At 42.7% G+C, this 21,995-nt stretch carries 20 protein-coding genes and 1 pseudogene; 7 read left to right on the forward strand and 14 right to left on the reverse strand.

Annotated features, from left to right (window positions below):
- Positions 1-2: 2 nt before the first annotated feature.
- The 3 genes from QMF79_RS02685 to QMF79_RS02695 are packed head-to-tail and all read left to right on the forward strand — an operon-like array spanning position 3 to position 1,464.
- Entirely contained in the window at positions 3-668 is a 666-nt protein-coding gene (locus tag QMF79_RS02685; RefSeq protein WP_281772658.1) for an ABC transporter ATP-binding protein, read from the forward strand.
- 1 nt (position 669) lies between these two features.
- Positions 670-1,149: a TlpA family protein disulfide reductase gene (locus QMF79_RS02690; RefSeq protein WP_111312204.1), complete on the forward strand. Its 480-nt coding sequence runs from the start codon at positions 670-672 to the stop codon at positions 1,147-1,149.
- A gap of 21 nt (positions 1,150-1,170) precedes the next feature.
- Positions 1,171-1,464 carry a c-type cytochrome gene (locus QMF79_RS02695; protein WP_281772659.1) on the forward strand — a complete coding sequence of 98 codons (294 nt, stop codon included), beginning with the start codon at positions 1,171-1,173 and terminating at the stop codon, positions 1,462-1,464.
- A gap of 57 nt (positions 1,465-1,521) precedes the next feature.
- Here QMF79_RS02695 and cysS read toward each other — a convergent pair whose 3' ends face one another.
- The 7 genes from cysS to galT all read right to left on the reverse strand — a co-directional run bounded on the left by cysS (position 1,522) and on the right by galT (position 10,408).
- Complete coding sequence (gene cysS, locus QMF79_RS02700; RefSeq protein ID WP_281772660.1) at positions 1,522-2,901, reverse strand: cysteine--tRNA ligase; 1,380 nt, start codon at positions 2,899-2,901, stop codon at positions 1,522-1,524.
- Positions 2,902-3,066: 165 nt separating this feature from the next.
- Positions 3,067-4,458: a DASS family sodium-coupled anion symporter gene (locus QMF79_RS02705; RefSeq protein WP_281772661.1), complete on the reverse strand. Its 1,392-nt coding sequence runs from the start codon at positions 4,456-4,458 to the stop codon at positions 3,067-3,069.
- Positions 4,459-4,592: 134 nt separating this feature from the next.
- The gene (gene metC / locus QMF79_RS02710) at positions 4,593-5,789 is read right to left on the reverse strand and encodes a cystathionine beta-lyase (RefSeq protein ID WP_281772662.1); all 1,197 of its coding nucleotides are present in this window, start codon (positions 5,787-5,789) and stop codon (positions 4,593-4,595) included.
- 123 nt (positions 5,790-5,912) lie between these two features.
- Complete coding sequence (gene udp / locus QMF79_RS02715; RefSeq protein ID WP_281772663.1) at positions 5,913-6,674, reverse strand: uridine phosphorylase; 762 nt, start codon at positions 6,672-6,674, stop codon at positions 5,913-5,915.
- Positions 6,675-7,067: 393 nt separating this feature from the next.
- Complete coding sequence (locus tag QMF79_RS02720; RefSeq protein WP_281772664.1) at positions 7,068-8,036, reverse strand: galactose-1-epimerase; 969 nt, start codon at positions 8,034-8,036, stop codon at positions 7,068-7,070.
- A gap of 145 nt (positions 8,037-8,181) precedes the next feature.
- Positions 8,182-9,339, reverse strand: a complete 1,158-nt coding sequence (gene galK, locus QMF79_RS02725; protein ID WP_281772665.1) for a galactokinase — start codon at positions 9,337-9,339, stop codon at positions 8,182-8,184.
- A 16-nt stretch (positions 9,340-9,355) separates the two neighbouring features.
- Positions 9,356-10,408 (reverse strand): galactose-1-phosphate uridylyltransferase, encoded by a 1,053-nt coding sequence (galT, locus tag QMF79_RS02730; protein WP_281772666.1) that lies wholly within the window; start codon positions 10,406-10,408, stop codon positions 9,356-9,358.
- Between the two features lie 431 nt (positions 10,409-10,839).
- On the opposite strand from galT, the gene gyrA reads away from it, so the two are divergent.
- Complete coding sequence (gyrA, locus tag QMF79_RS02735) at positions 10,840-13,527, forward strand: DNA topoisomerase (ATP-hydrolyzing) subunit A (protein ID WP_281772667.1); 2,688 nt, start codon at positions 10,840-10,842, stop codon at positions 13,525-13,527.
- A gap of 55 nt (positions 13,528-13,582) precedes the next feature.
- Complete coding sequence (gene priA, locus QMF79_RS02740) at positions 13,583-15,796, forward strand: primosomal protein N' (RefSeq protein ID WP_281772668.1); 2,214 nt, start codon at positions 13,583-13,585, stop codon at positions 15,794-15,796.
- Here priA and QMF79_RS10400 read toward each other — a convergent pair.
- From QMF79_RS10400 to pepB, 3 genes and pseudogenes are all read right to left on the reverse strand, one after another.
- A pseudogene (locus QMF79_RS10400) lies at positions 15,792-15,869 on the reverse strand (glucose PTS transporter subunit EIIB); the annotation flags it as partial. The gene priA and the pseudogene QMF79_RS10400 overlap by 5 nt on opposite strands.
- A gap of 54 nt (positions 15,870-15,923) precedes the next feature.
- Positions 15,924-16,412, reverse strand: a complete 489-nt coding sequence (greB, locus tag QMF79_RS02745; RefSeq protein ID WP_281772669.1) for a transcription elongation factor GreB — start codon at positions 16,410-16,412, stop codon at positions 15,924-15,926.
- 8 nt (positions 16,413-16,420) lie between these two features.
- On the reverse strand, positions 16,421-17,716 hold the full coding sequence (pepB, locus tag QMF79_RS02750) for an aminopeptidase PepB (protein WP_281772675.1): 1,296 nt from the start codon (positions 17,714-17,716) through the stop codon (positions 16,421-16,423).
- 162 nt (positions 17,717-17,878) lie between these two features.
- On the opposite strand from pepB, the gene sucC reads away from it, so the two are divergent.
- Together sucC and sucD are read left to right on the forward strand one after the other, a co-directional pair.
- Complete coding sequence (gene sucC, locus QMF79_RS02755; protein WP_281772670.1) at positions 17,879-19,045, forward strand: ADP-forming succinate--CoA ligase subunit beta; 1,167 nt, start codon at positions 17,879-17,881, stop codon at positions 19,043-19,045.
- Positions 19,046-19,071: 26 nt separating this feature from the next.
- Positions 19,072-19,941: a succinate--CoA ligase subunit alpha gene (gene sucD, locus QMF79_RS02760; protein WP_281772671.1), complete on the forward strand. Its 870-nt coding sequence runs from the start codon at positions 19,072-19,074 to the stop codon at positions 19,939-19,941.
- A gap of 39 nt (positions 19,942-19,980) precedes the next feature.
- On the opposite strand, the gene QMF79_RS02765 is transcribed toward sucD, so the two are convergent.
- From QMF79_RS02765 to QMF79_RS02780, 4 genes are all read right to left on the reverse strand, one after another.
- Positions 19,981-20,436, reverse strand: a complete 456-nt coding sequence (locus tag QMF79_RS02765; RefSeq protein WP_281772676.1) for a YcgN family cysteine cluster protein — start codon at positions 20,434-20,436, stop codon at positions 19,981-19,983.
- Positions 20,437-20,441: 5 nt separating this feature from the next.
- Complete coding sequence (locus QMF79_RS02770) at positions 20,442-20,762, reverse strand: YbjQ family protein (RefSeq protein ID WP_005705916.1); 321 nt, start codon at positions 20,760-20,762, stop codon at positions 20,442-20,444.
- Positions 20,759-21,361, reverse strand: a complete 603-nt coding sequence (gene rdgB / locus QMF79_RS02775) for an RdgB/HAM1 family non-canonical purine NTP pyrophosphatase (RefSeq protein ID WP_281772672.1) — start codon at positions 21,359-21,361, stop codon at positions 20,759-20,761. Before rdgB ends, QMF79_RS02770 begins: the two co-directional genes overlap by 4 nt.
- A 71-nt stretch (positions 21,362-21,432) precedes the next feature.
- On the reverse strand, positions 21,433-21,995 hold a 563-nt coding region (locus QMF79_RS02780; RefSeq protein WP_281772673.1), incomplete at its 5' end, for an MFS transporter.

Genomic DNA, 21,995 nt, shown 5'->3' on the forward strand with positions numbered 1-21,995 from the left:
ATATGAGTGAATTTGTAATCGAAACCCAACATTTATACAAACGCTTCGGGCAGGTAACCGCTCTTGAAGACATCAACATCCAAATCAAACAGGGCGAATTTGTCGCCATTATGGGGGCGTCAGGCTCAGGCAAAACCACACTGATGAACATCCTCACCGGCTTAGACACCTCAAGCGAAGGCAAGGTGATTTTAGACGGTGTCGATGCGGCTCAACTAGACGAAGTCGGTCGCCAACGTTTCCGTGCGGAAAAAATCGGTTTGGTGTTCCAACAATTCCACTTAATTCCCTACTTAACCGCATTGGAAAACGTAATGCTCGCCCAGCATTATCACAGTGTGATTGATGAGGAAGCCGCCAAAGCTGTGCTTGAACAAGTAGGCTTAGGGCACCGCATCGATCACCGCCCAAGCCAACTTTCAGGCGGTGAACAACAACGGGTTTGCATCGCTCGAGCGCTAGTCAATCAACCACCTGTGATTTTTGCGGATGAACCGACAGGAAATTTGGATGAAAAAAACGAAACGTTGGTGCTCGATCTGCTTACAGAACTCAACAAGCAAGGGCGAACCATCGTGATGGTGACGCATAATCCAGAACTCGGAAAACTCACCGACCGCACCATTTATCTGCAACACGGCAGATTTTTAAAAGAAGAGAGAAATTAAAATGATGACAAAAACCTTATTCAAACTGAGTTTACTTGCGGTTGTTTTTGGTATTACCGCTTGCAAAGAAGAAAGTGCGGTAATTGGTCAAGCCGCTCCTGAGATTGCGGCTTATGATTTGCAAGGCAACTCTGTAAAATTAGAGGATTGGCAAGGCACCCGCTTACTCACTTTTTGGTCGGAAACTTGTGGGCATTGCATTATGGAGCTAAAAATGTTCGAAAAAATGGCTGATGCTCATCCAAACAGAGTGCAACTGATTGCAATCAACGTCGATGGTGAAAAAGCAGATACGCAAGCGGTCGTAAATAAACAAAAACTTGCATTGCCTGTCGTAAAAGATCAGCTGAAAATCACAGCCGAACGCTATCATCTTGTTGGCACACCTACCACTTATGTTATTGATGCAAAAGGCAATATTACAGCCAAATATGAGGGTAAGATTCCTGATGCGGATTTGGAGAAGTTATTTAAAGGATAGTATATAAAATACGCTAAATGGATGTTGGCTATTTTGCTTGGCAATTTGAGTTTTTCTGCTTGGGCTGACATGGATATAATTCCAGCGGGAAAACTCTACCGCCGTTCTTGTGCCACTTGTCACGGTAAAACCGCAGAAAAATCTGCAATAGGGAAATCGAAAGTTGTGAATCAACTTAATTCAGCAGAAATTGCAGAAGCTTTAATCGAAAGAAAAAACGGCAAAGTAAATGGTGGAGGAAATACCGCAAAACGGCGGTTAAGCGATAAGGAGATAAAAGTGTTGTCAGAATATTTGCCAAGTTTAAAAAGATAATAGTATAAACAGAACCAGCGGTAAAATTTGTTGGGAATTTTACCGCTTAGCTAATGATTAAGCCTTACGCCACGTAGTCCCATTTGGCGTATCTTCAAGCACGATATTCATTGCTTTTAACTTATCACGTACTTCATCCGCTATAGCCCAATTTTTCGCTGCTTTCGCTTCATTACGTTGTTTGATTAAAACTTCGATTTCCGCTGCTTCATCATCATTCGCTCCCCCTTTTAAGAAGGTTTCTGGATCTTGCTCTAATAAACCAAGCACGCCCGCCAACTCTGTTAAGCAAACTGCTAAACCATTCGCTGTTTCGGCATCTTCTGTTTTAAGTTTATTCACTTCACGAGCGATTTCGAATAACACAGCTAATGCTCCTGGTGTGTTGAAATCATCATCCATTGCGATTTTAAAAGCTTCAACATATTGCTCTCCACCCTTTGCAGGAACCGTTAAATCGCACCCACGCAATGCCGTGTATAAACGTTCTAGTGCCGAACGTGCTAAATTTAAGTTCTCAATGCTGTAATCAAGCAAACTACGATAATGTGCTGTTAAGAAGAAATAACGCAAGCTTTCAGCATCATATAAATCCAACATATAGCGAATACTGAAGAAATTGCCAAGCGATTTTGACATTTTTTCTTTATCAATCGTCAGCATCCCAGTATGGAGCCAGTAGTTCACATACTCACCATGATTTGCACAGCAAGATTGGGCGATTTCGTTTTCATGGTGTGGGAACATTAAATCTGAACCTCCGCCGTGAATATCAAAATGTTCGCCTAACTCTTTGCTGTTCATTGCTGAACATTCGATATGCCAACCTGGACGACCTTTACCCCAAGGGCTTTCCCAACTTGGTTCGTTTTCTTTCGACATTTTCCAAAGCACGAAATCCATCGGATTTTTCTTCACTGATTTGATTTCAACGCGAGCCCCTGCTTGTAGCTGATCTAAATTTTGACGAGAAAGAGCCCCATATTTCGGAAAAGATTCCACATCAAACATCACATCGCCATCTGCTGCCACATAAGCATGACCGTTGGCGATAAGCTTTTCCACCATCGCAATAATTTCAGGAATATGATGGGTTGCACGTGGCTCAACATCTGGGCGAAGAATGTTTAACGCATCAAAATCTTTGTGCATTTCTGCAATCATTCGATCAACTAGCTGATCGCAAGTTTCATTATTTTCAATCGCACGTTTGATGATTTTATCATCCACATCGGTAATGTTACGCACATAACGCAAATTGTAGCCAGAATAGCGAAGATAGCGTGCGATCACATCAAAAGAGACAAAGGTACGACCGTGCCCAAAATGACAAAGATCGTAAACCGTTACACCACAGACATACATCCCAACTTGGTTGGGATTAATCGGTTTAAATTCTTCTTTTTCACGTTTTAGCGTATTGTAAATTTTGAGCATAAGATCCTCGTTGATGAAATAAAGAAAGTAATTGCAAACGGCAAAGTAAAATCAACCGCTTACCGTTTGTAAATGGTAGGAAGTGTAGCAAATAAGCGGTAAAAATAAGAGGATTTTTTGCAAAATCCTCTTAAAAAGTTGGTTGAGTACGCGTATTCGAAAAGATTAGAACCAGAATAAATACCCAATTGTACCAATCACAAACACACAGATGATATTAAGCCAGAAACCTGCTTTGACCATCTCAGTTTGTTTGAGCATACCTGTACCAAACACAATCGCATTTGGTGGAGTGGCAACTGGCAACATAAAGGCACAAGATGCACCTAAACCGATAATCAATGCTAAGCCAAGCGATTGAATATTTAAAGCCTCAGCGATTGAGATAAAAATTGGCACAAGCAATGCCGCACTGGCAGTATTTGAGGTAAACTCAGTCAAGAAGATGATGAAGGTTGCTACAATTAAACCAATGATGTAGTAATGACCGCCTTCAATAAAGGATACAATGCCATCTGCCATAATTTTGTTTGCACCAGTATGCCCTAAAATCGCACTTAAGGTTAAGCCCCCCCCAAAGAGGAATAGCACGCCCCATTCTGTACCTTCTTGAATTTGTTTCCACGTTGCTATGCGAGTAATACAAATAACCGCCGTGGCAATTAAAGCAATAATGGTATCGAAACTTACAATTTTGCCTTGTAACCCAAGTAAACTTGAAAGCGTTAGATTAATTTTTGAGCTAAAAATCCAACCAATTGCTGTCAATGCGAAAATAATTAAGGTTAAGATGCGAGTTGGCGTTAGCTCAATTTTTTCGAAGGATTGCTCAAATTGTAAGTCAAATTTCGGGCGGAAAACCACATAAAGCACACCAATCATCAATGGCATTAAAATCAGCATAATTGGCAAACCATATTTCATCCATTCTGCAAATGATACGCCTAATTGCGTTGCCACAATCCCGTTTGGTGGACTACCCACAAGTGTACCCATACCACCGATACTGGCACTATAAGCGATACCAAGTAGAACGAAAACGTAAGTGTTGTGATCGCGTTTCGGGTCGAGTTTGCTTAAAATCCCCATTGCAAGCGGTAACATCATCGCCGCAGTTGCGGTGTTACTCATCCACATTGAAAGAAATGCGGTCACAGAGAAGAGGTAAATCGCCGCCACAGAGAGTTTGCCGCACGACATTGCCATAATTTTATTGGCAATCAAGCGGTCTAAATTTTGAATATGAAGTGCAGTTGCAAGCGCAAATCCACCAAAGAATAAGAAGATGGTTGGATCGGCGAAAGCGGCTAATGCCTCTTTCGATTTCACCAAGCCAAGCAAAATACCTAGAATGGGCACTAATAGAGCCGTCACGGTTACGTGCAATGCTTCAGTGAGCCATAAAATCGCGATAAACACGAGCAACGCCAAACTTTTATTGGCTTCGGGCGTAAAAGGCAAGGTATTCAAAAGAATAAAAAAGAGCACCACATCGGCAATAAAAATCAGATTATTGCGTGTGTTTACTTTTTTAATTGCGTTTAGATCAGTATCCATAAAGTCCCCCACAGCTAAATAGCTAAAAGATGACTTAAATATACATAAACTGAGGTAGAAAAAAACAAAAATGTAATAAAATTGTGAAGCGCGTCACAAAATTATTACATTTTAAATCTAATTAGGCGGGAAATTTATTTTAGGCGCTCAAACCCTTTTTCTAAATCGGCAATTAGGTCTTCCACCGCTTCCAATCCTACGTGAATACGAATGAGCGTTCCCGTTAGCTTACGCTCAATATTCGGGCGAATACGGGCAATTTCAGCAGGTTGATTAGCTAAAATCAGTGATTCAAATCCCCCCCATGAATATGCCATCGTAAAGAGCTCAAAATGATCTAAGAAATTCGCTAATTGCTCATCACTCAATTTTTCGCAAAGTTCAAACGAAAATAGACCGCTTGCACCACTGAAATCTCGTTTGAAAAATTCGTGTCCAGGGCAGCTTGGTAACGCAGGATGGAACACTGATTTTACTTCTGGGCGTTTAGCTAACCACTCTGCAATTTGAAGCGAACGTTCACCATGTTCTTTTAAGCGAATTCCCAATGTACGCAAACCACGAGCCGTCATATAAGCCGAATCCGCATCCACCATTTGCCCCATTAAATAAGAGCGTTCGCGAAGTTGATCCCAGCAACGAGCATTAGAAACCGCCGTACCAATCATTACATCAGAGTGCCCAACCAAATATTTGGTACCTGCTTGAATAGAAATATCGATCCCGTGTGAAAGTGCAGGGAACAGCACACCACCACCCCAAGTGTTATCAATCATAATCACGATTTCAGGATTCACTTCACGAGCTACACGCACTAGCGTTGGCACATCAGGCACTTCCATCGTAAGTGAGCTAGGACTTTCTAAGAAAAGCACTTTTGTGTTTGGTTGAATGAGCTCACAAATGCCTTCTCCAATCATCGGATCGTAATAGGTGGTCGCCACGCCTATATTTTTTAAAATCACATTACAGAAATCTTGGGTAGGCTCGTATGCTGCCCCCGTCATCAATACGTGGTCGCCTTGTGCAACAAAAGCTAAAATCGCATTAGTTACAGCAGCCGCCCCACAAGGATAGAGATAGCAACCTGCACCGCCTTCAAGCTCACACATTGCATCTTGGAGAGCGAAGTGAGTCAACGTACCGCGGCGACCATAAAATAACTCACCTTTGTAACGGTTTTTGGTCGCGTGTTTTTTATCCGCAACGGTTGGAAAAACAAGTGATGAAGCACGTTGAACGACGGCATTTACCGAACCTTGCGTATAGCGAGATTTGCGCCCTGCATGGACAAGTTTAGTTTCTAAGTTTGAGAATGAAGTGTCTGACATATAATTTCCTGTAAAATGCAAAATAAGCGGTAAGATTTTAGAGTGATTTTACAATCTTTGACAAGGCTTTTCTAATTATAGAAATAAGCCACGCAATGCGTGGCTCTAGATTAGGAAAATATATTATTGAGCAAGCAAAATTCTCGCTGCCTCTACTACCGTAGCAACCGCTGCTTCTTCAGTTGCTTTCATTGTGGCTTCATTTGGAATCTCTTGTTGTGTGCGGTTTACAATTACGCCTGCAACCATCCCCGCACGTAAGCCTAATGCTGAACACATTGTAAGCAGCGTTGCGGATTCCATTTCATAGTTCATAACGTGTAAATCCTGCCACTCTTTGAGTGTACCTCTAAATTGAGCACACACTTTGCCTGTATAGGTGTCGTAACGTTCTTGCCCTGGGTAGAAAGTATCCGATGAAGCAGTTATTCCTACAAAAGTTTTCACGCCTTGTTTTTGGGCTGCTTGATAAAGTGCAGTCGTACATTCAAAATCGGCAACTGCTGGGTAAGCAAGTGGTGCGAAATGTTGGCTTGCACCGTCTAAACGAACTGAACCTGTGGTCACTAACAAATTCCCCACTTCAATATCCGGTTGGATTGCCCCAGTTGTGCCCACACGCAAGAAGGTACGGATACCAAGTTGAGCAAGCTCTTCAACACAGATTGAGGTAGATGGTCCGCCAATCCCCGTTGAGCAAACCACAACAGCTTGGTCACCAATAAAACCTAACCACAAGTTAAATTCGCGATGGCTTGCCAAAAATTCTGGATTTGCTAATTGTTTGGCGATGCGTTCGCTACGCGCAGGATCACCTGGAATAATCGCAAGCGTTGCCCCTTTTAACATCGCCTTGGTTAAACCTAAATGAAAAACTTCAGACATTTTTTTCTCCTTTCTTTTTGTCCTGTTTAAATAAAGTTTAACACATCCTTTCATTAAACATTTTGAGGTAAAACAAGTTTTTAAGCCAAAACGAAGTAAAAATAGCAAATAGCGATTATTTTCATAATAGTTGAAATCCGAATCGCTGTTGAAAAGTGTAAAATAAAGCGACTGCTCACGTGAACTCGTGGTTTGCAGAGATGAATGCGGAATAAAATAGGTGTGGTTTTAACATGAGACGTGTTTGAGTCTCGGGAGTAATACGGTAAAGCCATAAGAAAATCTATTTCATCAAATATTGTTGTAGGGATCGGCTTTATGCTTGTCCTTCTCTATGCCTACGTTTAATTGGACGAGGGTAACCCCGTCCCTACGAAAAATTAAGCAGGAAATTTAGTAAACAAACCGATAATAAACACTATGATGATACGGCTCGTTTGCTTGCGAAATTCCGCCAAATGCTGCAAGTTCTGGGTGGTTTGGGCTGTCTGGGAAAAACTCGGGTTCTAACGCTACGCCCGCATAATCTTCACAAACACCACTCTCTCCACGAGGCTGCCCAGCAAGCCAGTTGCCCGTGTAAAGTTGCACCGCTGGCATTGACGTTTCAAGGCATAATTGCAAGTCTTCCACACTTAAACAAGCGGTGAAATTTTGATTTTCTTTTGCAATCAAGAAGGCGTGATCGTAGCCTCGCACCGCACGTTGATCTGTATCAGCAAGCAAATCTTCCTCAATCGCTTTCGGTTGGCGGAAGTCAAAACTGGTGCTGTCTACTGCTTTTAATAAGCCGTTTGGAATGCCATTCTCGCTTACGGGTAAATAGTGCGATGCGTTGAGCTGCAAGCTATGATGGTGAATGGTTGTGCTGCCATCTAAGTTGAAATAGGCGTGATTGGTTAAGCAAAGCGGGGTTGCTTGGTCGCTTAGTGCATCAAAATAGACTTCAAGCTGATTATCAGTTAGGCGATAAGTTACCGTTGCTTTTACTTCTCCGCCAAATCCCTCTTCGCCATCTGCAAAAGTGTAACCAAATTTAACCGCTTGCGAGCTCTGTTCTAGCACTTGCCATTCCACAAAACTCGCCCCTTTCAAGCCACCGTGCAAGTTGTTATCCCCGTTGTTTTTCGCTAGTTGATAAACTTTACCATTCAGTTCATATTTACCATTTGCGATGCGGTTCGCATAACGCCCAACGGTTGCACCAAAATAAGCGGACTGCTCTGCCCAACGTTTTGGCGTAGTAGTAATTAGCACTTCTCTGTCTCCTTTGGGGTGTTTAACAATGCAAGAGAGCCAAGAAGCACCAAAGTTGGAAAGGGTAATTTTGAGATGATTATTTTCGAGAGTAAAGGTTTTCATTGAGAACTCCTTTTCAAAGAATAAAGGCTGTATATACTAATTTCTCCGTAAATAAGTACTATCAAATCTTCCCTACCCCTCTTTGCTAAAGATGGGTAGGAGAGATTTGGCAGAAGAAAAAACGGAGAAATTATTTTATTTTAGTTTATGAAACCACTCTCACTCCATCACTCGCAGTGCAGAGGTAGAAGGTTTCTTTAATGCCCGTTTGTTTTTCGTAGTTGTCGGCAATCAATTGGCGTAATGCCTCCACTTTCTCATTTGGCATAAGGCAGACGATACAACCTCCGAAGCCGCCACCCGTCATACGAGCACCACCGTTTTTGCCAATCGCAACTTGAGCCAATTCCACCAAATAATCAATTTCTGGGATGGTAATCTCAAAATCATCACGCATTGAATCGTGCGATTCGCCCATCAATTGACCCAGTTTCACCATATCATTCGCTTTTAAGGCTGCAACTGCATCCAACACGCGTTGATCTTCATAAACCACGTGTTTTGCACGTTTATAAGCCAATTCGCTTTCAGCTTTTAACTCATTTTCGCGCGCGTGGAATTGCTCAGGTGTTACATCTCGAAGAGCTTTTACGCCAAAGAATTTAGCCGCTTGTTCGCATTCTTGACGACGGTTGTTGTATTCGCCTGTGACTAAATCGTGTTTTACATTGGAATTAATGATCGCAATGGAATAGCCTTGTGGCACAGGGGTTGGAGTAATCTCAAGGCTGCGGCAGTCAATCATAATTAAGTGGTCTTTTTGCCCTAATGCAGAGGTCAATTGATCCATATTACCGCAGTTTGCACCCACAAATTTGTTCTCTGCTTTTTGTCCGATAAGGGCAATTTGGGCAAGCGAAAGCGGTAAGTTGCCTAACACTTGACAGGTTTTGCCGATAGAAATCTCAAGTGCGGCAGAAGAACTTAAGCCTGATGACATCGGCACATCGCTGGTCATCACTAAATCCGCCCCTTGTTTAAATTCTGGGCATTGTTCTTGAATATATTTCACCACGCCACGCACATAATTTGCCCATTTGTGTTCGCTTTGGGTAAAATCTTGGCTTAAATCGAATTCGTCTTGTTCGTTAATATCAATCGCATACACACGCCAAATACTATCGTTGCGTTTTGCGAAGCTGACCGCCATTCCGTAGTTGATCGCACAAGGCATAACAAAGCCGTCGTTGTAGTCAGTATGCTCGCCAATAATGTTTACGCGACCTGGTGCGAAAACGTTTTTTTCTGGATTATAACCATAGTGTTCATTGAATTTTTGTTGAGAGAGTTGTTGTGGGGTCATCGCCATCTCCTTGTCTTTATTTTTTGTCTTTATAGTGAACGCTATCGCTTACCGCATTTAAACGTTCAGCTGCTTGCTCTGGTGTTAAATCGCGTTGGCTTTCTGCCATCATTTCATAGCCCACCATAAATTTACGCACGGTTGCTGAACGTAAAAGCGGTGGATAGAAATGTGCGTGCAATTGCCAATGTGCGTTTTCTTCGCCGTTAAATGGAGCGAAGTGGAATCCCATAGAATATGGGAAGCTGATGTTAAATAAGTTATCGTAACGCGTAGTTAATTTTTTCAACGCTAACGCTAAATCTTCACGTTCCGCTTGATTTAAATCTTCAATTGATTTGAATTGTTTTGCTTTTGGTAATAGCAAGGTTTCAAACGGCCAAGCTGCCCAATAAGGCACAACTGCAATCCAATCTTCAGTTTCAGCGACAATACGTTCGCGTTTTTCTAATTCACGTTTCGCGTAATCAACTAGCAATGGCGAGCCATATTTTTTGAAATATTCTGCTTGGCACTCATCTTCAATCGTAATTTCATTCGGTAAAAAATTACTTGCCCAGATTTGACCGTGCGGATGCGGGTTTGAACAGCCCATCATTGAGCCTTTGTTCTCAAAAATTTGTACCCATTGGTAGTGCTGTTTAAGCTCGCGAACCTGTTGTTGCCATACTTGGATCACTTGCTCAATTTCTGGCACGTTAAGTTGAGGTAAGGTTTTGCTATGGTCTGGAGAAAAACAGATCACACGGCTTTCACCTTGCGTATGCGAAATTTGGAACAGTGGATCATCATTTTTCTCTGGTGCTGGTGTGTCTGCAAGCAAGGCAGAGAAATCGTTTTTGAACACAAACGGTTTAGTATATTGCGGATTTTGCTCACCTGTGATGCGTCTATTGCCTGGGCAGAGATAACAGGTTGGATCGTAACTCGGTTTATTATCAGCTACCACTTCTTCTTGTTGCCCTTGCCACGGACGTTTTGCTCGGTGTGGCGAGACTAAAATCCATTGATTTTTTAACGGGTTAAAACGGCGATGCGGATGGTCGTTTAAAACAAATTGTTCACTCATAATCATATCCCTATAGAATTTTGGAGGAAGTATAGAAGATTTATAAAAAAAAATATGTGACGAACTTCACAATAAGCGATTAAATTTAGAGGAAAATTTACAAAAAATAGGATTTATACTTCATTTTGCTCGGTATTCCTCTCTCTTTGTCGATTCCAAAAGATGTCGCGGTAGTGAATTTATTCTTGCTATCACCGACCACCATGCAACTCCACCACTAGAAATGTGTTTGATAGAAAACCACAGAAGCATAGAAATTTATCCGATTGAATGCCCATTGATTGTGAAGAAGCCTTGTTGAATAATTCATGTTGTAAGGGAAGATATACGGAATAAAATCGCCCTTTTATCGGCTTTTATGCTATAATCTTGCACAATTTTAGCCTTATGATTTAAGGCATTCTTTTTTTAAATATGATTAGGAAATTTCAATGAGCGAACTAGCCAAAGATATTACCCCCGTCAGTATCGAAGACGAACTTAAAACGTCTTATCTTGACTATGCAATGTCCGTTATTGTTGGACGTGCATTACCTGATGTGCGTGATGGATTAAAACCCGTTCACCGTCGTGTGTTATTCTCAATGGATAGAAATAGCAACACATTTAACCGCCCACACGTAAAATCAGCTCGTGTTGTAGGGGATGTAATCGGTAAATACCACCCACACGGTGACTCCGCAGTGTATGACACTATTGTACGTATGGCACAGCCATTCTCACTTCGTTATATGTTAGTCGATGGGCAAGGTAACTTTGGTTCAATTGATGGCGACGCAGCCGCTGCTATGCGTTATACCGAAGTGCGTATGCAAAAAATCACTCAGGAATTGCTCACTGATTTAGATAAAGAAACTGTCAATTTCTCGCCCAACTATGATGGCAAAGAGATGATCCCCGACGTGCTTCCAACAAAAATTCCTGCGTTATTAGTTAATGGTTCGTCAGGGATTGCGGTTGGTATGGCGACCAACATTCCACCACACAATTTAAATGAAGTATTAGATGGCTGCTTAGCCTATATCGAAAATGAAGAAATTTCGATTGATGAGTTAATGCAATACATTCCAGGTCCTGATTTCCCAACAGGAGCATTAATCAATGGTCGTAAAGGAATTGTAGATGCTTACCATACAGGTCGTGGTAAAGTTTACGTGCGAGCAAAAGCAACCATTGAAACGAGCACAAAAGGAACTGAAACAATCATCGTTTCAGAACTACCTTACCAAGTCAATAAAGCTGACTTAGTAAAAAAAATTGAAGAACTTTCAGACGAAAAGAAAATTACTGGTATTTCAGAGGTTAAAGATTTATCACAACGCTCAGGCATTAAAATTGAAATTAAAGTAAAATCTGATGCAGTAGCTGAAGTGGTTCTAAATCACCTTTATGCACTTACCCAAATGCAGGTGACTTTTGGTATCAATATGGTCGCACTAGACAACGGTCAACCAAAAGTGTTGAACCTAAAGCAGATCATTGCAGCCTTTATCAAACACCGCCGCGAAGTAGTTACACGTCGTACTATTTTTGAACTTCGTAAAGCACGCGAAAGAGCACATATCTTAGAAGGCTTGGCAATTGCATTAGCAAATATCGATCCCGTTATTGAGTTAATCCGCCACTCTAAAACAGCAGATGAAGCACGTGAAGGCTTGCTTTCTCGTTCTTGGGCGTTAGGTAATGTTGCAGCAATGTTGGATGCAGCAGGTGGGGATGCATCTCGTCCTGAAGATCTTCCTGAACATTTAGGCATGCGTAATGGTGAATATTACTTATCAGAAGCTCAAGCACGTGCGATTTTAGAGTTACGCTTACATCGTTTAACTGGTTTAGAACACGAAAAGATCGTTGATGAATACAAAGAATTACTCACTGAAATTGCAGAATTATTACACATTCTAAACGACGCTGAACGCTTAATGGAAGTAATCCGTGAAGAACTCGAAACAGTAAAATCCTCTTTCGGAGATGAACGTCGTACTGAAATAACTGCTGCATCAGGTGATATCAATATTGAAGACTTAATCGCCCAAGAAGATGTCGTAGTCACACTTTCTCACGCAGGTTATGTGAAATATCAACCACTTTCAGACTATGAAGCACAACGCCGTGGCGGTAAAGGTAAATCAGCCACGAAGATGAAAGAAGATGACTTCATCGAGAAATTATTGGTGGCAAATACCCACGATACTATCCTTTGCTTCTCAAGCCGTGGTCGTTTATATCAATTGAAGGTGTATCAATTACCACAAGCTAGCCGTGGAGCACGTGGTACACCAATCGTGAATATTCTACCGCTTGTAAAAGAAGAAAATGAACGCATTACGGCGATTTTACCAATTCCAAACGGTGAGTTCTCGGCAGATAAATTCGTCTTTATGGCAACCGCAAGTGGCGTAGTGAAGAAAGTCGCATTAGACGCATTTAGCAATGTGCGTGCGAACGGTCTCATTGCACTAACACTGCGCGATGGCGATGAACTTATCGGTGTTGATATTACCAACGGCGAAAGCGAAATTATGTTGTTCTCTGCACAAGGTCGAGTGGTTCGTTTCGAAGAAAAAGCGGTACGTGCAATGGGGCGAGCTGCAACAGGTGTTCGCGGCATTAAACTGGCAACTACAGAAGTCAGTGATGACGTGGAAGAAGCGGAAATCGTTGATATCGAAAGCGAAGAGAACGATGAAAGCATCAACCTCAACACTGATAAAGTCGTTTCACTTGTCATTCCACGCGTTGAAGGCGATATATTAACCGTCACACAAAACGGCTATGGTAAACGTACTGTACTTGCGGAATACCCTGTGAAATCACGTGCAACCAAAGGCGTAGTTTCAATTAAAGTGAACGAACGTAACGGCAAAGTAGTTGCAGCCGTTCAAGTGGAAGAAACTGACCAAATTATGTTGATTACCGATGCGGGCACATTAGTTCGCACTCGTGTTTCAGAAGTAAGCCTGGTTGGCCGTAACACGCAAGGTGTTCGCATTATTCGTACCGCAGAAGATGAGCAAGTCGTGAGTCTTGAACGTATTTGTGAGCCTGAAGAGGACGATGAAATTGAACACTCAGAGGTAACAGAAACAGAAAACCGTTCCGAGACGACTGAAGAGTAATTTTTTTAAATAAGTTACAAACCCTGTTTAGTACAGGGTTTGTTTTTATATAGCTATGAAACTAATCCGCGTTGCTTTACCCGTACCGTTAAATCGCTATTTCGACTACCTTTTGCCTGATTTTTTCTCTGTGACAAAAGGAGTGAGAGTCAGCGTGCCTTTTGGTTCACAAACCAAAGTCGGCATTGTGATTGATTTTCCTGAAACAAGTGACATTCCCGTCGAAAAACTCAAACCCATCAAAGCAGTGTTAGATTTAGAACCAATTTTTGATGAAGAGATATTTAAACTACTCAACTGGGCTTCGAGCTATTACCATGCCCCAATTGGTGAAGTATTGACTAGTGCGTTACCTGTAAAACTTCGTCAAGGTGATTCAACCGAGCGTGCTCAGCCAGACTATTTTATTGTCTCTGAACTCGGATATTCCGCTCTTGAATTGGATGAGCTTAAGCGGGCGAAAAAGCAGCAAGATTTGCTAAATGAATTGGCACAATTGGCAAATTTGTTTGAAAAACCGACCGCTTGTAGCCCCTCCGCGTGGAAAGGATTGCTGGAAAAAGGCTTCATCGAAAAAGTCGATATGCCATTTATTCCCCAATCTTGGCAAGAAAAATTGGGAAATCGACCGCTTGTGAATAGCTCAAATCGCTTGGTATTGAATAAGCAACAGACTTTAGTCGTCAGCCGTTTGAGCGTTCGCAACGGTTTTGAGACGTTTTTACTCAATGGTGTGACAGGTTCTGGAAAAACTGAAGTCTATTTGCAGACAATTGAAAGTTCGCTTAATCGTGGCGAGCAGGTGCTTGTGCTTGTGCCTGAAATTGGTTTAACACCGCAAACTATTCAGCGTTTTAAAGCTCGTTTTAATGTGGAAATGGATGTACTGCATTCCAATATGAATGAGACTGAACGTCTGAATGCGTGGCTTCGTGCAAGAAATGGTGAGAGTGCAATTGTGATTGGCACGCGTTCAGCACTTTTCACTCAATTCCAAAATCTGGGCTTAATTATTATTGATGAAGAACACGACAGCTCGTTCAAACAGCAAGAAGGCTGGCGTTATCACGCTCGTGATTTAGCGGTCATTCGAGCAAAAAATCTTGCGATTCCAATTATTTTAGGTTCAGCCACACCAAGTTTAGAAAGCGTGCAAAATGTACAGAAAGGTAAGTTTACTGAACTTACTTTAACCGCTAGGGCGGGTAATGCTGAGCTGGTCAAGCAACAGATCATTGACTTAAAAACACAACGAGTGACAGCAGGGCTTTCAGAGCAGCTACTTGCTAAAATGAAATCGCATTTAGCCAAAGGCAACCAAGTAATGCTATTTTTGAACCGACGCGGTTTCGCTCCAGTGTTGCTCTGCCACGAATGTGGTTGGATATGCCAGTGTGAAGCATGCGATAAACCCTACACGTACCATCAAAAACAGCATGTGTTGCGTTGCCATCACTGCTCTTCGCAACGGATTATTCCTCGCCAATGTGGTCATTGCGGTTCAACCAATTTAGTAACAACTGGCTTAGGCACGGAACAGCTTGAACAAGTACTTAACGAACAATTCCCAGATTATAAAATTAGCCGTATCGACCGCGATTCGACCGCTCGCAAAGGAGCATTAGAAACGCATCTCAACGATATTCGTGAGGGCAAAAGCCAGATTTTGATTGGCACACAGATGCTTGCAAAAGGGCATCACTTTCCTAATGTGACTTTGGTGGCGATTATCAACGTGGATTCAGCACTGTTTTCAACTGATTTTCGAGCCGAAGAGCGTTTAGCCCAACTTTATTTACAAGTTTCAGGGAGGGCAGGGCGAGCTGAAAAACAGGGGGAAGTTGTTTTGCAAACACATTATCCAGACCATCCTTTGCTAAAAAATTTAGTGGAAAAGGGCTACGAAGCTTTTGCAGGAGAAGCACTAAAAATGCGTCAATTGATGATGCTACCACCATTCTCTTCGCAAGTGCTGTTTAAAGCAACGAGCAAAAACAGCGAACACGCGGTGCAATTTTTGCAAGAATTGGCAAATTTCTTTGCCCAAAAAGCAAATGATTTAGCCTTACAAGGCTTGCAAATTCGCCCACCTTTTTCTGCACCGCTTGCGAAAAAAGCGGGCTATTACCGTTGGTTACTGATTATTCAACACCCATCCCGAATGGCTTTGCAAAAATTACTGAATATGTTTGATAATGAAAAGGAAAAAATTACAGTGCCAAGCTCGATTAAGCTAGCAATGGATATTGATCCGCAAGACATTAATTAGCGACGTAGAAAGAAACTCCATCTAAGAAGGCATGGAATACATAAAGTCATGATGCGACGAAGAGGAACATAAAAAACAAGCGGTGAATTTCTTGCAAAACTTTGCAGAAAATTCACCGCTTACCATATCAATATAATCCCGCTTTTTCGTACCAAATACGGTTAATAAACCACATCACTTTGCCCGTTGGCGTTTGGACGATAATTTCATCATCTTCCTGTTTACCAATTAAAGCACGGGCAACAGGGGAATCAATCGAAATCCAATTTTTCGCAGGGTCAAATTCATCGCATCCTACGATGCGATATTTCGCAATCTCACCCGCTTCATTTTCCAATTCCACCCAAGCACCAAAAAAGACTTTTCCCTCTTGTTGCGGATGGTAATCGACGATTTGTAGCACTTCTAACCGCTTGGAAAGAAACCGCACACGGCGGTCGATTTCACGCAAGCGACGTTTGCCGTAGATGTATTCGGCATTTTCGCTGCGGTCGCCAAGGGCTGCGGCATCAGAAACCGCTTGAGTTACTTTCGGGCGTTCCTCTTTCCATAAGAATTTCAGCTCTTGGTCTAACGCCTGCCAGCCTGAGCGAGTAATGTAATTTGATTTTGCCATGGTTTTCCCTAAGCGTTGAGCAATAAATTTGCCACGGTTCTTACGCCAAGCCCTGTTGCACCTGCCGCCCATAAATCGCTGGCGGTTTTGCGGAAGGTAGCAGAAGCATCAATATGCACCCAATTTTGTTGGTAATTTTCCACAAAATAAGAGAGAAACGCACAAGCGGTGCTCGCCCCCGCGCCCACTGGCACAGAACCGATGTTGGCAATATCCGCAAAGTTTGAGCTAATTTGTGAACGGTGGAACGGCTCAAATGGCAAACGCCAGAATGGCTCATTTTGATTTTTTGCAGCAGCGAATAACGCCGAAATCCAGTTTTCATCCATTGAAAGCACGCTGTGATAATCGTTCCCCACCGCCACTTTTGCTGCACCGGTTAAGGTTGCTGCATCTAAAATCAACTGTGCATTTTGTTTGCTCGCTTCAATTAAACCATCTGCCAACACTAAACGCCCTTCCGCATCGGTGTTTAAAACTTCAGCCGTAACGCCATTGCGATAGGTGATAATATCGCCCAATTTAAAGGCGTTATGACTAACCATATTTTCCGCACAGCAGAGGTAGAGTTTCACGCGTTTTTGCAAGCCTTGGGCAATCGCCAAACCTAACGCCCCCGTGAGCATTGCGGCACCGCCCATATCAGTACGCATCGTAGACATTGAATCGCTTGGTTTTAAGCTATAACCGCCAGTGTCAAAGGTAATGCCTTTACCGACTAAACAAGCCAACACGGGAGCATCTGCCTTGCCCGTTGGATTGAAATCTAACGCTAAAAAAGCGGGCGGATTTTCAGAGCCTTTGCCCACCGTCCAAATGCCTGAATAACCTTGTTTTTTTAAATCTTCGCCTGAAATAATTTCCGCAGAAATTGCAGAATTCAAGCCTTTTTTAACCGCTTGTTGAGTAACAAACTCGGCCGCTTGTTCAGCTAATTGTACAGGTGTTAATTGGTCAGAGGGTTTATTGATGATCGTGCGTGTAAATGTGGTGCATTCAAGGTAAGCATCAAATTCAGCTTGTGCTTCGCCCAAATTGGGATATTGCACTGAGCCTGCATTTTTCACGCTGACGTATCCTTGATGAAATGCCCAACATTGTTCTAAATCCCAGCCTTCACCTGCAAGTGTTACCGATAAAATGCCTTGATTTTTAATTTTACGAGCGGCTTGCTGAATAGTGATAAATGCTTCGCTCGCAGATTTCTCGTTAAGATGAATCATCATTCCATTTTCATTGGCAGAAAGAATGGCTTTTATGCCCCATTTTTCGGATGCGGGCGTATTTGACAGGGTAATTTGCATTGACATAATTATTCCTTATTCTGTAAATTGAATGAAGCGGTCGAATTTTAACAAGAATTTGTTAAATGTTCCTATTCATTTTTCCTTCATTTTCGGGTAATCTCAAGCCATTCTTTCTAAAATATCTCAAACACAATCCTATTCTATACAGGAAAAAAGCATATGAATTTGCACGAATATCAAGCAAAACAACTCTTTAGCCAATACGGGTTACCTATCAATCGTGGCATTGCCTGCCATTCTATTGAAGAAACAGAGCAAGCTCTCAGCCAGCTAAGCGGTGATATTTTTGCCGTAAAATGCCAAATCCATGCAGGCGGACGGGGTAAAGCAGGTGGAGTGAAGTTAGTAAAAAATGCCGAGCAAGCTCGCCAGTTTGCAGAACAGTGGTTAGGCAAAAAAATGGTGACTTTCCAAACCGACAGCAAAGGCTTGCCTGTGAATACCATTTATGTGGAAGAAACTTGCGAGATTGAGCGTGAACTTTATCTTGGGGCGGTGATTGACCGTAGCTCGCAAAAAGTGGTGTTTATGGTATCTAGTGCAGGCGGAATGGAGATTGAAAAGATCGCTAGAAATACGCCTGAGCTTGTCCATAAAATTAGCCTCGATCCTCTCACTAACGCTCAACCTTTCCAAGCACGTGAACTTGCCTTTAAGCTTGGTTTGAAAGGCATAGAAATCAAACAATTTACCGCGATTTTCCTTAACCTTGCCAAATTATTCCTTGAAAAAGATCTATCCTTACTTGAGGTAAATCCGCTGGTGGTGACCAAACAGCAAAATCTTATCTGTTTAGATGCCAAAGTGGTTATCGACAACAACGCCTTATATCGCCACCCTGAATTAAAAGCACTGGAAGATGAAAACCAAGAAGATCCGCGTGAAGCCTACGCCTCTCAATGGGAGCTAAATTATGTGGCACTGAACGGCAATATCGGCTGTATGGTCAATGGTGCGGGGCTTGCGATGGGCACGATGGATATGATCAAATTGCAAGGCGGCGAGCCTGCGAATTTCCTTGATGTGGGCGGTGGTGCCACCAAAGAACGCGTTGCCGAAGCCTTCAAATTGATTTTATCCGACAGCCAAGTAAAAGCAGTGCTTGTTAATATTTTTGGCGGCATTGTACGTTGTGATCTGATTGCCGAGGGGATTATTTCTGCGGTGAATGAAGTCGGCGTAAAAGTCCCTGTAGTCGTGCGTTTAGAAGGTACGAATGCGGAGCAAGGCAGAGCCATTTTAGCTCAAAGCGGGATGAATCTAGCAGTAGCTGAAACCTTAACACAAGCGGCGATTTCTGCCGTGAATTTTGCAAATCAAGCGTAAAGACTAAAAAAGAGAAAGGATATAAAATGGCGATTTTAATTGATAAAAATACGAGAGTGATTTGCCAGGGTTTCACGGGCAGTCAAGGCACGTTCCACAGCGAGCAGGCTTTAGCCTACGGCACGCAATTAGTGGGAGGCGTTTCACCAAATAAAGGTGGCACAATACATTTGGGCTTACCAGTGTTTAATACAGTGCGAGAAGCGGTCGAAAAAACAGGGGCAACTGCAACCATTATTTACGTACCTGCCAGCGGTTGTAAAGATGCGATTTTAGAGGCTATTGATGCAGGTATTCAGCTGATTGTGTGTATTACTGAAGGTATTCCAACGCTCGATATGCTTGTTGTTAAACAAAAATTAAACGAGACAGGCGTGCGAATGATTGGCCCAAATTGCCCTGGAATTATTACGCCTGATGAATGCAAAATGGGCATTATGCCTGCCAATATTCATAAAAAAGGCAAAATTGGTATTGTATCGCGTTCGGGCACGCTGACCTATGAAGCGGTTAAACAGACGACAGACGAAGGCTTTGGGCAATCCACTTGCGTAGGCATTGGTGGCGACCCGATTCCAGGTTCCAGTTTTATTGATATTTTACGTCTGTTACAAGATGATCCAGAAACCGAGGCTATAGTGATGATTGGCGAAATTGGCGGTTCTGCGGAAGAAGAAGCGGCTCAGTTCATTAAAGTGCACGTAACTAAACCCGTAGTAAGCTATATTGCAGGTGCAACTGCCCCGAAAGGTAAACGAATGGGGCACGCGGGTGCAATTATCAGTGGCGGAAAAGGCACGGCAGAAGAGAAGTTCCAAGCCTTAGAAGCAGCGGGTGTTACTTGTGTAAGAAGTTTAGCGGAAATAGGTAAAGCATTGCGAGCTCGCTTAGGCTAAAGAGAATCAGAGAGGGAGTCTAAACTCCCTCTTATAAGACTAAACCTCATCAATCACAAACTCAAACCAATCAATCACCTCTTTTTCATGGATACCTTCGGGAATGAGAATATTTGCTTTTTTCACTGATTCAGGATCGTGAGAAATCAGCGGATGCCAATCAAACAGCGGCTTCCCTTCATAAAGCAGGCGATAAGCACAGGTTTTCGGTAGCCAACCAAAATCGGGCAGATTTTTCTTGGTCAGTTTAGTACAATCAGGTTCTCGCTTAAAGCGATCAGCATAGTGCATACAACGCCCCGTATTCACATCTAAAAGATTGCACGCCACACGGGTATAATAAAGGCGTTCACGCTTGCCTCGCCCTTGAATATATTTACGATAACAACATTTTCCGCAGCCATCACACAACGCTTCCCACTCGGCATCGTTCATTTCAAGTAGCGACTTTTCCTGCCAGAAAAGTGGTTCAATTTCGGTATTTTTTTGCAAAATCCCCCCTATTCCGCGACAACCGCCGTGCCTGTTGCAACCACGATAAACATACTCTTATCGCCACCCATAGATTGATATTCAAGCGAGACACCGACCACGGCATTCGCCCCTACCTTACGTGCTTCTTCTGCTAACTCATCCAAAGCCTCTTGGCGCGATTTGTTCAGTTTGCTTTCATAAACACCTGAACGCCCGCCAATCACATCGGTAATGCTAGCGAAGAAATCACGAATAAAATTCGCACCAGAAACCACTTCGCCAAACACTAAACCTTTATATTCTTTAATGCGTTTGCCTTCGATCGTTGGCGTTGTTGTGATAATCATTTTGAGTCCTCAAATTGTGCTTTTAATTGAGCCAGTGCAATGGCACGGTGCGAAATTTTTTTCTTCTCCGCTGTTTCTAATTCAGCAAAACTGCAATTTTTCGGTGGATAGAAGAAGAGCGAATCATAACCAAAGCCGTTTGTGCCTCGTTCTTCGGTTAAGATTTCCCCAAAACATTCGCCAATTGCAATTTTCGGAGTGGGATCGGTTTCGTGATCTAAAAAGACGATACAGCTGACAAATTTAGCTTGGCGGTCTTGAGCAGGCACGGATGCCATTTCACGCAACAATTTTTGACGATTCGCCACATCGTTGCCCTCTTCGCCCGCATAACGCGCAGAATATAAACCAGGTGCACCATTTAAGGCTTTAACCGATAAGCCAGAATCATCAGCAATGGCGGGTAACCCCGTGATTTTTGCCGCATAACGGGCTTTTAATAACGCATTTTCAACAAAGGTTAAGCCTGTTTCTTCTGGGCTTTGGATACCAAATTCAGATTGAGCCACCACGTCAAAACCGAATTGTGCCAATACATCTGCCATCTCTTTTACTTTGCCTTGGTTGCCCGTTGCAAGGACGACTTTTATTTTTTGCATTTTGGATTCCTTCTAAAAGATTTAGCGTATTATAGCCTAAAACCCAAAAGAAAAGGGATTGTCTTTACTGTTTAATGCGTTAAGCCTTTATCTCTTGTCTCCTCCATAAACCACAACCCAACCAAGCTCAATACAGCGTTTAGGGTTAAATAAATCCCGACACCTTTTAGCCCGTATTGTGCATTCAGCGGTAAGGCAATGATTGCCGCAACACTTGCACCAAATAAGCCTGCGATGTTGTAAGTGAGCGATGCACCTGAATAGCGGGCGTGAGTTGGGAAAAGCTCAGGCAAGAAGCTGGCGAGTGGGCCGTACCCCATACCGATAAGTCCCATTCCGATAAACAAGAACCAAAATAGGCTGGCGGTAGTGCCGTTTTCAAGGAAGAATGGCAAAGCTAAGCCGAAAATCGCAACGCCAACAGTTGTCCAAATCAGCCAAATGCGACGACCAACTTTGTCGATATATTTGCCCGAAGCGGCAATGGTTATTGCCAAAGAAACCGCACTTGCCATCAATAAAGCGGTGAAAATTTGTGGTGAAAATCCTAATCCCATCGCATAGCCTGCTTCTGATACTGTTGGAGCAGATTTTGCGTAAATTTGGCTAAAGGCAATCATAATGTAGAACAGCA

Origin of the sequence: Pseudohaemophilus parahaemolyticus, assembly GCF_938021905.1 — a bacterium.
Classification (GTDB): Bacteria; Pseudomonadota; Gammaproteobacteria; order Enterobacterales; family Pasteurellaceae; genus Haemophilus_A; species Haemophilus_A parahaemolyticus_B.